This is a genomic window from Caballeronia grimmiae, from assembly GCF_000698555.1.
Taxonomy (GTDB): Bacteria; Pseudomonadota; Gammaproteobacteria; order Burkholderiales; family Burkholderiaceae; genus Caballeronia; species Caballeronia grimmiae.
Genome location: NZ_JFHE01000019.1, coordinates 1 through 12,841 on the forward strand (window position 1 = coordinate 1; position 12,841 = coordinate 12,841).

12 protein-coding genes are annotated in these 12,841 nt (G+C 63.2%); 10 read left to right on the plus strand and 2 right to left on the minus strand.

Translation table 11 applies throughout. The features are described 5' to 3' along the window. From BG57_RS18825 to BG57_RS18850, 6 genes are all read left to right on the plus strand, one after another. A partial coding sequence (locus BG57_RS18825; RefSeq protein WP_035967087.1) for a DUF3108 domain-containing protein occupies positions 1-797 on the plus strand: 797 nt, incomplete at its 5' end. 56 nt (positions 798-853) lie between these two features. Further along, positions 854-1,642, plus strand: a complete 789-nt coding sequence (locus BG57_RS18830) for an alpha/beta fold hydrolase (protein WP_035967088.1) — start codon at positions 854-856, stop codon at positions 1,640-1,642. Between the two features lie 126 nt (positions 1,643-1,768). Further along, on the plus strand, positions 1,769-2,026 hold the full coding sequence (locus BG57_RS18835) for a BTH_I0359 family protein (RefSeq protein WP_035967089.1): 258 nt from the start codon (positions 1,769-1,771) through the stop codon (positions 2,024-2,026). Positions 2,027-2,257: 231 nt separating this feature from the next. After that, the gene (locus tag BG57_RS18840) at positions 2,258-3,334 is read left to right on the plus strand and encodes a homocysteine S-methyltransferase family protein (protein WP_035967090.1); all 1,077 of its coding nucleotides are present in this window, start codon (positions 2,258-2,260) and stop codon (positions 3,332-3,334) included. A gap of 18 nt (positions 3,335-3,352) precedes the next feature. Beyond that, positions 3,353-6,070 carry a methionine synthase gene (metH, locus tag BG57_RS18845; protein WP_035967091.1) on the plus strand — a complete coding sequence of 906 codons (2,718 nt, stop codon included), beginning with the start codon at positions 3,353-3,355 and terminating at the stop codon, positions 6,068-6,070. 142 nt (positions 6,071-6,212) lie between these two features. Then, a complete protein-coding gene (locus BG57_RS18850) occupies positions 6,213-6,416 on the plus strand; it encodes a hypothetical protein (RefSeq protein WP_052005886.1) in 204 nt (67 codons plus the stop codon). A gap of 90 nt (positions 6,417-6,506) precedes the next feature. Here the strand turns inward: BG57_RS18850 and BG57_RS18855 are convergent, their stop codons facing one another. After that, complete coding sequence (locus BG57_RS18855; RefSeq protein ID WP_035967092.1) at positions 6,507-6,833, minus strand: DUF1840 domain-containing protein; 327 nt, start codon at positions 6,831-6,833, stop codon at positions 6,507-6,509. A 279-nt stretch (positions 6,834-7,112) separates the two neighbouring features. On the opposite strand from BG57_RS18855, the gene argS reads away from it, so the two are divergent. From argS to BG57_RS18875, 4 genes are all read left to right on the plus strand, one after another. Then, complete coding sequence (gene argS, locus BG57_RS18860; protein ID WP_035967223.1) at positions 7,113-8,897, plus strand: arginine--tRNA ligase; 1,785 nt, start codon at positions 7,113-7,115, stop codon at positions 8,895-8,897. Between the two features lie 140 nt (positions 8,898-9,037). Continuing rightward, positions 9,038-9,811 carry an SPOR domain-containing protein gene (locus BG57_RS18865; protein ID WP_035967094.1) on the plus strand — a complete coding sequence of 258 codons (774 nt, stop codon included), beginning with the start codon at positions 9,038-9,040 and terminating at the stop codon, positions 9,809-9,811. Positions 9,812-9,978: 167 nt separating this feature from the next. Beyond that, positions 9,979-10,626, plus strand: coding sequence for a thiol:disulfide interchange protein DsbA/DsbL (locus BG57_RS18870; protein WP_035967095.1), 648 nt, complete (start codon positions 9,979-9,981; stop codon positions 10,624-10,626). Positions 10,627-10,642: 16 nt separating this feature from the next. Next, a complete protein-coding gene (locus BG57_RS18875; protein WP_035967097.1) occupies positions 10,643-11,425 on the plus strand; it encodes an SDR family oxidoreductase in 783 nt (260 codons plus the stop codon). Between the two features lie 100 nt (positions 11,426-11,525). On the opposite strand, the gene BG57_RS18880 is transcribed toward BG57_RS18875, so the two are convergent. Then, complete coding sequence (locus tag BG57_RS18880) at positions 11,526-12,824, minus strand: DUF3443 domain-containing protein (protein ID WP_035967099.1); 1,299 nt, start codon at positions 12,822-12,824, stop codon at positions 11,526-11,528. Between the last annotated feature and the right edge of the window lie 17 nt (positions 12,825-12,841).

Consider the following 12,841-nt stretch of genomic DNA (forward strand, 5'->3'; position numbering starts at 1 on the left):
CGTCGGCGTCGGCGTCGGCGTCGGCGTCGGCATCCGCATCGCAAGCGCCCGCAGCCGCATCGGGCGACAAGATCAACGTCCCGCTAACCGGCGAGTTGCGCTACGACACGCTCGTCAACGGCGTGATGAATCAGACCGGCACGATCCACTGGGCCAACGACGGTCAGCGCTACGAGATGGTCGTCTCTATTCCGCTGCCGTTCGTCGGGCCGTTCGTGTATTCGAGCAAGGGCCATATCGATGCGTTTGGCATCGCCCCGGAACAGTATTCGGAGCAACGCGGCCGCCGCGCCGCCGATATCGCCATCTTCAACCGCGATACCAAGCAGATCGTCTACACGCGCACGCCGAACAGCCAGCCGCTCGCCGACGGCGCGCAGGACCGCTTCAGCGTCGTCATGCAGTTGACGAGTCTCGTGCGCGGCGCACCCGACGTGTACAAGCCGGGCGTCACGCGCCAGTTCAGCGTCGCGGACAACGACAGCAGCGAAATCTGGCCGATGGAAACCGTCGGCGACGAAACGGTGCAAGCGCGCGACGGATACGTGACCGCGCGGCATTTCACGCGCCTGCCGCGCCGCGAAGGCGACCGCCGCAAGCTCGATGTATGGCTCGCCCCCGCCCTAGGCTGGCTGCCCGTGCGGATTCTGCAAACGGAGCCGAACGGCTTGGAGGTCGAAATGCTGTGGGCCGGCAAGCTCCAGACGCCGACCGCTGCCGTCGAGCCGGAGGCTCCGGGCACGCGGGATGCATCTGAAGAAACCGCGCCCGCCCCGAATCCCGAAATCCGGCCGTGAGGCGGCGCGTCGAAGCACGCATCCACACGCGGACAAGCACTTTCACCGGAGCCGATATGCAGTTGAACATCAATGGCATCGACACGCGGTACGTACTCGACAACGAAGGCGGCGGCCCCTGGCTGACGTTCATTCATCAGCTTGCGGGCGATTTGTCGGTCTGGGACCAGATGGCCGGTTATTTCCGCGACAGTTACACCGTGTTGCGTTACGACCTGCGCGGCCACGGGCACACGGCGGTGTCGCCGGATGCCTTCACCATCGACGATCTTGCCGATGATCTCTCCGAACTACTCGACCGGCTCGGCGCGCCGTCGACGCATGTCGTCGGCTTGTCGATTGGCGGAATGGTCGCGCAGAAGTTCGCAATCAACCATGCGGACAAAGTGGATTCGCTGACGGTCGTCGGCGCGCCCGCCTTCATTCGTGAGGAAGCGCGCCCGACCTTCCTGCAACGCGCGGCGTCCGTGCGCGAAAGCGGAATAGCCGGTATCGTGGAACCAACGCTCGAGCGCTGGTTCACTGCGGAGTTCCGCAAGGCGCATCCGGAAGTCATCGAGCAGATTGCTGAAACGATAGCCAACACGCCCGCTGAGGGTTTTGCGCGTGCAGCCGAGGCGCTGAGCCGTTTCGATGCGCGCGCCGAGCTTGCGTCCATAGCGAAACGCACGCTCGTCGTGGCCGGTGAACAGGACAATGGCACGCCGCATGCTGAATCCAAACTGATCGCCGACACTGTGCCGGGCGCGCAATTCGAGTTACTGAATGCGGCACATCTGTCTCCGGTCGAGGTGTCACAGCGTTTTTGCGCATTGCTGGATGCGTTCTTGCGCGGACCCGCCTGAGCTTGTATCACAAGAAATAGCCTCGATAAAACCGGCATCACGTCGAGGCCACCCCTTGAATTCCCACCCCGTCGCTCCACTTAGGATGCAGGTTTGCCAGGAGCAAAAGGAATAAGGAGTGTCGCCATGCAAATGATCTACAACAGCCCTAACTATTGCGTCGTCGAATTTCCGCCGCAGGACAACCATCTCGCGATGATGTCGGGCGGTTACGAAATCGTCGACAAGAACACGCAACGGGAGATCTTCATCGACGGTGCGCTCGCCGAAAAGTTTCGCGAGCACGTGCAAAAGCTGATCGAGGAAGAACCATCGCTCGAAGATGTCGATGAATTTCTTGGCCAGTTCGACATCTTGATGACGCAACCAGTCGTCCTCCACTGATCCGCCGCCCAGGCGCTTCGTGCGCCGGGCGCCGTCACTGCTTGCCGGCGATCGGGCAAGCCATGCAGCAAGGCAAACAAGCGACACGCCAGAAAGACCCCGTCCCTCATCGGCGGGGTTCTTTTTTTGTACGTCGTACACACGCCTCCGGGTGTCCCGCGCAGAGCGACTGCCCTTCGCTGCGGCTACAATGACGGACTATTTCATCATCCGGTACAGGGCCTGTCCGTCATGAACCAGAACGCCAATCCGAGTCCGTCGGGCGTGAAATCGCCCAAGCGCGAATACACGCGCGGCGCCGCGCTGCCCGCGCTTTTGCAACGGCGCATCCTCATTCTCGATGGCGCGATGGGCACCATGATCCAGCGCTACAAGCTCGATGAAGCCGCTTATCGCGGCGAGCGCTTCAAGGATTACGACCGCGATATCAAAGGCAACAACGAGTTGCTGTCGATCACGCAGCCGCAGATCATCCGCGAGATTCACGACAAGTATCTCGCTGCGGGCGCGGACATCATCGAGACGAACACCTTCGGCGCGACGCGCGTGGCGCAGGCCGATTACGGCATGGAAGAGCTCGCGGCCGAAATGAACCTCGCATCGGCGAAGCTCGCGCGCGAAGCCTGCGATACCTTCTCGACGCCCGACAAGCCGCGCTTCGTCGCCGGCGCGATCGGACCGACGCCGAAGACCGCGAGCATTTCTCCGGACGTCAACGATCCGGGCGCACGCAACGTCACCTTCGACGAGCTGCGCAATACCTATTACGAGCAGGCCAAGGCGCTGCTCGATGCGGGCTGCGATCTGTTTCTAGTGGAAACCATCTTCGACACGCTGAACGCCAAGGCCGCCCTCTTCGCACTCGATGAACTGTTCGAGGACACCGGCGAACTCGTGCCGATCATGATTTCAGGCACCGTCACCGATGCATCGGGGCGCATTCTCTCGGGGCAAACGGTCGAGGCGTTCTGGAACTCGCTGCGTCATGCGAAGCCGCTCACGTTCGGGCTGAACTGCGCATTGGGTGCGGCGCTGATGCGTCCGTACATCGCGGAACTGGCGAAGCTGTGCGACACCTTCGTGTCGTGCTATCCGAACGCGGGCCTGCCGAACCCGATGAGCGATACCGGCTTCGACGAGACGCCGGACGTGACGTCGGGATTGCTGAAGGAATTCGCCGAAGCCGGTCTGGTGAATCTGGCGGGCGGGTGCTGCGGGACGACGCCGGAGCATATCGCGGAGATTGCGAAGGCGCTGGCGGACGTGAAGCCGCGCCCCTTTCCCGCTCAGTACCGCGACGCCGCCTGACATCAGAGAGACAAGACAATGACCGATCACACGATGCGTCTTTCCGGCCTCGAGCCGTTCAACGTCACCGACGGCTCGCTTTTCATCAACGTCGGCGAGCGCACGAACGTGACAGGCTCGAAGGCGTTCGCGCGCATGATCCTGAACGGCCAGTTCGACGAAGCCCTTGCCGTCGCGCGTCAGCAGGTCGAAAACGGCGCGCAGGTCATCGACGTCAACATGGACGAGGCCATGCTCGATTCGAAAGCCGCCATGGTGCGCTTTCTGAATCTCATCGCATCGGAGCCTGACATCGCCCGCGTGCCAATCATGATCGACTCGTCGAAGTTCGAGGTGATCGAAGCGGGTCTCAAGTGCGTGCAAGGCAAGGCCATCGTAAATTCCATCTCGCTGAAGGAAGGCGAAGACGCGTTCCGCCATCACGCGAACCTGATCCGCCGCTACGGCGCGGCCGCCGTCGTAATGGCCTTTGACGAGCAAGGCCAGGCCGATACCTTCGAGCGCAAGACGCAAATCTGCAAGCGCTGCTACGAGATCCTCGTGAACGAAGTGGGCTTCGCGCCCGAAGACATCATCTTCGATCCGAACATCTTCGCCATCGCGACGGGCATCGAAGAGCACAACAACTACGCGGTCGATTTCATCAACGCGACGCGCTGGATCAAGCGGAACCTGCCGTACGCGAAGGTCAGCGGCGGCGTATCTAACGTGTCGTTCTCGTTTCGCGGCAATGATCCGGTGCGCGAAGCCATCCATACGGTGTTCCTGTATCACGCGATTCAGGCCGGCATGGACATGGGCATCGTCAACGCCGGACAGCTCGGCGTGTATGCCGATCTGGACGCCGAGCTGCGCGAGCGGGTCGAAGACGTCGTGCTCAACCGCCGCGAAGACGCGACCGATCGTCTGCTCGAGATCGCCGACAAGTTCAAGACCGGCGCGGCGAAGAAGGAAGAGAACCTCGAATGGCGCAATCAGCCGGTCGAGCAGCGTCTTTCGCATGCGCTCGTGCACGGCATCACGAATTTCATCGTCGAAGATACCGAGGAAGTGCGCGCGAAGATCGAGCAGGCTGGCGGCCGCCCGATCAACGTGATCGAAGGTCCGCTGATGGACGGCATGAACATCGTCGGCGACCTGTTCGGCGCGGGCAAGATGTTCCTGCCGCAAGTCGTGAAGTCGGCGCGCGTGATGAAGCAGGCGGTGGCGCACCTGATTCCGTTCATCGAAGAAGAGAAGAAGCGCATGGCCGATGCCGGCGCGGACGTGCGCTCGAAGGGCAAGATCGTCATCGCGACCGTCAAGGGCGATGTGCACGACATCGGCAAGAACATCGTGTCGGTGGTGCTCCAGTGCAATAACTTCGAAGTGGTCAACATGGGCGTGATGGTGCCCTGCGCGACCATCCTGCAGAAGGCGAAGGAAGAAGGCGCGGACATCATCGGCCTGTCGGGGCTCATCACGCCGAGCCTCGAAGAGATGGCCTACGTCGCGTCCGAAATGCAGCGCGACGAATACTTCCGCGGCAAGCAGACGCCGCTTCTGATCGGCGGCGCGACGACCTCGCGCGTGCATACCGCCGTCAAGATCGCGCCGCACTACGAGGGGCCGGTGGTCTATGTGCCGGATGCGTCGCGTTCGGTGTCGGTCGCGTCGAGCCTGTTGTCGGACGAGGGGGCTGCGCGCTATCTCGACGAACTCAAGAGCGACTACGAACGCATCCGCTATCAGCACGCGAACAAGAAGGCGCAGCCGATGGTCACCTACGCCGAGGCGCGCGCGAACAAGACGAAGATCGACTGGACCGCGTACACGCCCAAGAAGCCGAGCTTCATCGGGCGGCGCGTGTTTCGCAAATACGACCTCGCGGAACTGGCGAAGTACATCGACTGGGCGCCGTTCTTCCAGACGTGGGATCTGGCCGGCCCGTATCCCGCGATTCTCAACGACGAGATCGTCGGCGAATCGGCGCGGCGCGTGTTCTCGGACGGCAAGTCGATGCTTTCGCGCATCATCCAGGGCCGCTGGCTGACGGCAAACGGCGTCGTCATGCTGCTGCCGGCCAACACCGTCAACGACGACGACATCGAAATCTACACGGACGAATCGCGCTCGCAAGTGGCAATGACGTGGCGCAATCTGCGGCAGCAAAGCGTGCGTCCGGTCGTCGATGGCGTGATGCGTCCGAATCGCTCGCTGGCCGACTTCATCGCGCCGAAGGAATCGGGCGTGAAGGACTACATCGGCCTGTTCGCGGTCACGGCCGGGCTCGGCGTCGACAAGAAGGAGCAGCAGTTCGAAGCCGATCACGACGACTACAGCGCGATCATGCTGAAGGCCCTCGCCGACCGTTTCGCGGAAGCATTCGCCGAAGCGCTGCATGCGCGCGTGCGTCGCGAACTGTGGGGCTATGCCTCGGACGAAACGCTCGACAACGAAGCGCTGATCGCGGAAAAGTACGTCGGCATCCGGCCCGCGCCGGGTTATCCGGCGTGCCCGGATCACCTCGTCAAGCGCGATATGTTCGAAGTGCTTCAGGCGGATGAACTCGGCATGAGCGTCACCGAATCGCTGGCGATGTTGCCGGCCGCCAGCGTGTCGGGCTTCTACCTCGCGCATCCGGACAGCACGTACTTTTCGGTCGGCAAGATCGGTGACGATCAGGTGCAGAGTTTCGCCGAGCGCATGGCGATATCGTCGTCGGATGCGGAACGGGCGCTCGCGCCGCTTCGTTGATTGCGCACACGCAACATATTCCGCGCGTGATAGCCGGAAACAGGCAGGCTTTCGGCGGGAACATTTTGATTTCCGTAGACTGGTAGCCGCGATAGGCCGTCACGACGACGGCCACGCATTCTTTCGTCACGGAGAAAGTCGCATGAAGAAGATGACGTCCGCCGTAGCCGTTTCGATCGCTGCTGCTGTGTTCGCTGCGTCGGGTTCGGCTGCCTTTGCACAGGCCAGCAGCACCGAGGCTTCGTCCTACTCGCCGCCGCAAACGGAGCACAAGAAGAAGCCCAAGAAGCCGAAGAAGCCCACGACGGCCAAGCCGGCGCCGGCAGAAGGCGGCCAGTCGCAGTAAGCGCACGCTTCATAGCTGAAAAAAAGAAAACCCGCATCGTTCGTTGCCGATGCGGGTTTTTTTCGCGCTGCTGACGATGCGAGTCAGGCGTCACACGCCCCAGAGAATGTCCTTGTTCTCTTTCTGCGCAAGCCGAAGCATGTCCAGAAACGGATAGGCGCGCTGCGCGAGTCCGATGGGAATCTCATGCGGATCGTGGCCCGCCTCGCCTTCATGGAAATGCCCGTCATGTTCGGCGCGCTCTCGCTTGTCGGTCACGATGGCCACTTCGAGCTTCTGAATGGCGACGGGCAGTTCGGCCGGCGTAATGACGCCCCGCTCCGACAGAGGCTTGCCGATGATGCCAAGCAAATACTCCGCGAGGTTATCGAGCATCATGACATCGGGTGCAGCCATGGTCTTGAATGTAATCAGCATGGGAAGGTCCTTTCCTTTTGTTGGATGACAGCCGGCTTTCTATGCAAATCCTGTTGCAAGCGCCGACGAGCCTGTTCTTCGCTGACAGCCACCCTCTTTAGACAGTTTAGCATTTGCTAAACTCCCGGTTTAGCAATGTCTCACGCTCGAATCGCGCGTGGTTTCGCGTCGTTTCGCGTGGTTCTTCACCAGGCGGTTGGCTCCGAAGCCGCGTCGCATGGCGTCTCGCTTCGCCTTCATTCTTCGCATCCGCACCCGCTTCACCGGATCACATTCAGCATGCTGCCCGCACACAAAGAAATCCTGGAAACGCTCATCTCCGACGCGGTCAAGCAGGTCGCGCAATCCACGCAAGGCGCGACTGAAGCCGCCTTCATCGCACCTGCGATCGTCCTCGAACGGCCAAAGGTTGCCGCGCATGGCGACGTGGCGTCGAATGTCGCGATGCAACTCGCGAAGCCGCTGCGCGCGAATCCGCGTCAACTCGCGCAGCAGATCGTCGATGCCCTGCTCGCGCATCCGGACGCGAAGGGGCTGGTCGAGAGCGCCGAAGTCGCGGGTCCGGGCTTCATCAATCTGCGTCTCGCCGCGAAGGCCAAGCAAGACGTGATCCCGGCGGTGCTCGACGATGCCGCCGCCTTCGGTCGCTCGACGCGCGACGCGGGCAGGCACGTGCTCGTCGAATTCGTGTCGGCGAATCCGACCGGACCGCTGCACGTCGGCCACGGCCGCCAGGCCGCGCTCGGCGACGCGCTGTCGAACCTGCTCGCGACGCAAGGCTACGACGTGCATCGCGAGTTCTACTACAACGACGCCGGCGTGCAGATCGGCAATCTCGCGATTTCGACGCAGGCGCGCGCGCGCGGCTTCAAGCCCGGCGACGCCGAGTGGCCCGAAGCAGCGTACAACGGCGAATACATCGCGGACATCGCGCGTGACTACATGGCGGGCGCGACCGTCGCGGCGAAGGACGGCGAGCCGGTCAAGGGCCGTGGCGACGTCGACGATCTCGAAGCCATCCGAACGTTCGCGGTCGCTTATCTGCGTCACGAACAGGACATGGACCTGACCGCGTTCGGCGTGAAGTTCGATCAGTTCTATCTGGAGTCGTCGCTGTACAAGGAAGGCCGCGTCGAAGAGACGGTGCAGGCGCTGATCGATGCCGGCAAGACCTACGAGCAGGACGGCGCGCTGTGGCTGCGCACCACCGACGACGGCGACGACAAGGACCGCGTCATGCGCAAGTCCGACGGCACGTACACCTACTTCGTGCCGGACGTCGCCTACCACGTCACGAAGTGGCGGCGCGGCTTCACCAAGGTCATCAACATTCAGGGCTCGGACCATCACGGTACGATCGCTCGCGTGCGCGCCGGCTTGCAGGGACTCGGCATCGGCATCCCGAAGGGTTATCCCGATTACGTGCTGCACAAGATGGTGACCGTCATGCGCGACGGTCAGGAAGTGAAGATCTCGAAGCGCGCGGGCAGCTATGTGACCGTGCGCGATCTGATCGAATGGTCGGGCGGCATGACGCCGGGCAGCGAAGCCGCGCCCGATCAACTCGACGAAGACACGATCCGCCGCGGCCGCGACGCCGTGCGCTTCTTCCTGATCTCGCGCAAGGCGGACACCGAATTCGTGTTCGACATCGATCTCGCGCTGAAGCAGAACGACGAGAACCCGGTGTACTACGTGCAATACGCGCACGCGCGCATCTGCACGATTCTGAGCGACTGGAAGGACCGCTACGCCGGCGACATCGCGCAAGCGGCGAAGGCGGACCTGTCGCCGCTCGCGAGCGATCGCGCGATGGCGCTGCTCAACAAGCTCGCCGAGTATCCGGAGATGCTCGCGCACGCCGCCGACGAACTCGCGCCGCACGCCGTCGCGTTCTATCTGCGCGACCTCGCTGGCGAATTTCACTCGTTCTACAATGCCGAGCGCGTGCTGGTCGACGAAGAGAAAGAGCGCACGGCCCGCATCGCGCTGCTCGCGGCCACGCGCCAGGTGCTCGAAAACGGTCTCGCGACCATCGGCGTGTCCGCACCGCAGAAGATGTAAGCGCATCTCCGCTCCTGTCGCGCGCCCTGTAACTTTATGACTACAGGGCGTGCCCGGACGCGAGCATGGCGCGGGCGCGCGTGACGCGACCGCTATAATCGTCGGCCAACTCGAAGACTTTTTTGCAGGTTATTCATACGATGGCAACACCACGCCGCACGTCGAAGCAGTCGCAATCGAAGCAAACGGGGGGAACCTTTCTCGGCATCGTGCTGGGTCTGATCGTCGGACTCGCGATCGCCGTGATCGTCGCGCTGTACATCACTCGCGCGCCGACGCCGTTCGTGGCGAAGGTAGCGCCGCCGGCATCGGAGAGCTCGTCCGCGCCCGCTGCGCAGCCGTACGACCCGAACCGTCCGCTGCAAGGCAAGACGCCCGGCCAGCCGGTGCCGCAAGCCGCGCAACCGACGCCGCCGAACACCGCGCCCGGCCAGAGCAACAATCAGACGCAGTCGTCGGGCATGCTCGACGAACCGCAGATCGTCGAAGTCCCGCCGACCATCGGCTCGACGGCTTCCGCGCCGAAGAGCGGCAGCGCGGCCATCGCGAAAAAGCCTGAAGCGGCGCCGGGCACGAACGGCTCGACGAGTTCGCCGACCGCCTCCACGCCGCCGAAGGCCGGCAGCGCCCCGCCCGCCACCGCGAAGACCACGCCGCCCGCTCCCGGCGACGTGAACACCGGCTACTTCCTGCAAGTCGGCGCATACAAGACGCAATCCGATGCCGAACAGCAGCGTGCGCGTCTCGGCTTCCAGGGCTTCGAATCGAAGGTGACGCAGCGTGATGCGGGCGGTGTGACGTACTATCGCGTGCGTATTGGTCCGTTCGCGAAGTTCGAGGACATGAACACGGCGCGTCAGCGCCTGTCCGATGCGGGCGTCGATACCGCCGTGATCCGCTTCTCGAAGCAATAAGCTCGTCCATGCATGACCTCGCCCGCGCCGCCGCACGAAAGCTGCGCGGGCGAGACCAAGAGCGGCGTGCAGCCTTAAGCCTGGTTTAAGCGTCGTATGTCCCACTTATGGGCCTTTTACGCGGCTGCTACGTTGCCATCACCTGCTCCTTCGCTCTCTTTCCGATCATGAAAAAACTGTTCAGCGCCCTCGCCTTTTCCCTCGGCATCGCCGCCGCGTCGTTGAGCGTCGCGGACGTGGCATCCGCCGCTCCTGCCGCAGGCAAGGACTACACGGTGTTGCAGGCGCCGCAGCCGGCTGGCGCCGAAGCCGGCAAGATCGAAGTCATCGAGTTCTTCTGGTACGGCTGCCCGCACTGCAACGAATTCGAGCCGTATCTTGAAGCGTGGGAAAAGAAGCAGGGTCCGGATGTCGTGTTCAAGCGCGTGCCGGTGGCGTTCCGTGACGACTTCATTCCGCATTCGAAGATGTATCACGCGCTCGTGGCGCTCGGCGTCGCGGAGAAGGTCACGCCGGCCGTCTTCAATGAAATCCACGTGAAGAAGAACTACCTGCTGACGCCTCAGGCGCAGGCCGACTTCCTCGCGACGCAAGGCGTCGACAAGAAGAAGTACATGGATGCGTACAATTCGTTCTCGACGCAAAGCGACATCAAGCGCGACGCCAAGCTGCAGCAGGACTACAAGATCGACGGCGTGCCGACGGTCATCGTGCAGGGCAAGTACGTCACGGGCCCGGCGCAGACGAACAGCCTGGAAGGCACGACGCAGGTGATGGACTTCCTCGTCCAGCAAGTCCGCGCCAAGAAAATGTAACTACGCAGAAGCCGGTATGAACGCAGGTTCTTTGAAGGTTTTCATTACCGGCGCGTCGAGTGGAATCGGCCAAGCGCTGGCCGAAGAATACGTGAAGCGCGGGGCCGTGATCGGCCTCGTCGCCCGGCGCGCAGATGCGCTTGCGGCATTCGCGGCGCGCCATCCCGCAGCATCCCTCTCTCTCTACCCCGCCGATGTCCGCGATCCCGAAGCGATCGCCGATGCCGCGCGCCGCTTCATCGCGGATCACGGCACGCCGGATATCGTGATCGCGAACGCGGGCATCAGCCAGGGCGCGCTGACCGGACACGGCGAACTGGAGACGTTTCGCGCGGTGATGGACGTGAACTACTTCGGCATGGTCGCGACGTTCGAGCCGTTCGTCGCGTCGATGACGGCGGCGCGGCGCGGCACGCTCGTCGGCATTGCGAGCGTCGCCGGCGTGCGCGGGCTGCCGGGCTCGGGCGCTTATAGCGCATCGAAATCGGCGGCGGCGAAGTATCTGGAATCGTTGCGCGTGGAACTGAGGCCGCAGGGCGTTGCGGTCGTCACCATCGCGCCGGGCTACGTTCGCACGGAGATGACGGCGGGCAACCCGTATCCGATGCCGTTTCTGATGGACGCCGACCGCTTCGCCGCGAAAACCGCGGATGCGATCGCCCGCAAGGTGCGTTACGCGACGTTTCCGTGGCAGATGCGCATCGTCGGCATGCTGCTGCATGTGCTGCCGCGCTGGCTTTACGACGCGGTTTTCGAGCGCGCGCCCCGCAAACCGCGCGGGAATCAGTCGGCTCAGTAACCGGCTCAATGCTCGACTGGGCGAAAAAAATCCGGCCTGACGGCCGGATTTTTTTTCGTCCTCTGCACGGGGCGGCTAATTCGACGCCGCCCGCGCAGTTTTAGAACGCCACGTACGGCGGACTGTTCGGCAGGTCGTATCCGACGTAGACGTGTCGCCCGAAGAAGAACGGCAAGCCGAAGTCGAAGTATCCGGTCATTCCGAGATGACCCGCGAGGCTGTTGAACGCATACTTGCCGCCGCCCGAAGTCAGGGTGCGCGCGCTCACGACGCTGAACGGCACCGTCGCCGTGTTGCCTCCGCTTCCCTTCACCGTCGCCGAAAGCGACTGCTCCGAACTCGGGCAATAGAACACGCTCGAACTGGAACACAGCGGGAAGTTGTCCTGGAAGAACAGACCGTTCGATCCCGAATCGAAGAACGTCTGCAGCGTCGCGCCCTTGTACGTGCCGGTGAGGTCGCCGAACGTATCGGTGCCGAGCTTCGTCACGCCGGTCAGCGCGTTGTTGCTCTGCGTGCCGATGCCGAAGACCAGCGTGCCGGTCGCGCTCGCCGCACCGGTATCCGGCACCGGCGGCAATTGAAGGATCACGCCGTTGTTGTCGACGGGAAACTTCGTGACCGGATTCGTGACTTGCTGCACCACCGGAACCGTCGTCCCCGTGCAGTTCGTGCCGTTCGCGCACGAGAAATACATGCTGTTCTGGGCGGTGGTTGCGCAGTTCGTGCCGCAATCGTAGGTTGCCGGCCCGATGCCCAGAATGCCGTTCGCGCCGATATCGGCAGTGGAATTTTCGTCGTTGCCGGACGGACAGCCGTTCAGGCCCGTCGGCGCCGCCGATGCATCGAGATCGCCGATGATCTGCACCGGCACCGCGCTCGCCACTTCCGTGCCCATGCGCACGTCGGCCTGACGCACCGTGCCCCACGTATAGCCGTCGGCGAAACCGGCGCATTCGGCCAGTTGCCCGCCGTTCGCCGTGCTGATCTTAGGCAGACTGCCGATGACCGACTGCGCCGCCGAGTTCAGGATGCGCAGGCCGAACGAGGCCGTATCGAGCTGAATGTGGTCAATGGTCTGGCAAACATTGGTGCCGGGCGCGCACACCGTCACGGAGACGTTCGGGATGTTGACGAAATTGGCGACGCCCGCGTCGACCGTGATCGGCACCGCGTTCGTGCCGTTCGCGGCGGTGGGCTGTGCGTTCGCCGTGCTGGACGAGCCGCCGCCCGAACCGCCCGAACCGCTCGACGAGCCGCCGCTCGAGCTGGAATGATCGTCGCCGCCGCCGCCGCATGCGGCAAGCGTCAGCGCGAGAAACAGCGCGCTGAACCAGCGGACTGCATTGCCGGTGCGCGAGGAAGAAGCCGCGCCGGGGCCGAGTGTCGTTCTACGCATGTCGGATTCTCCGGTCG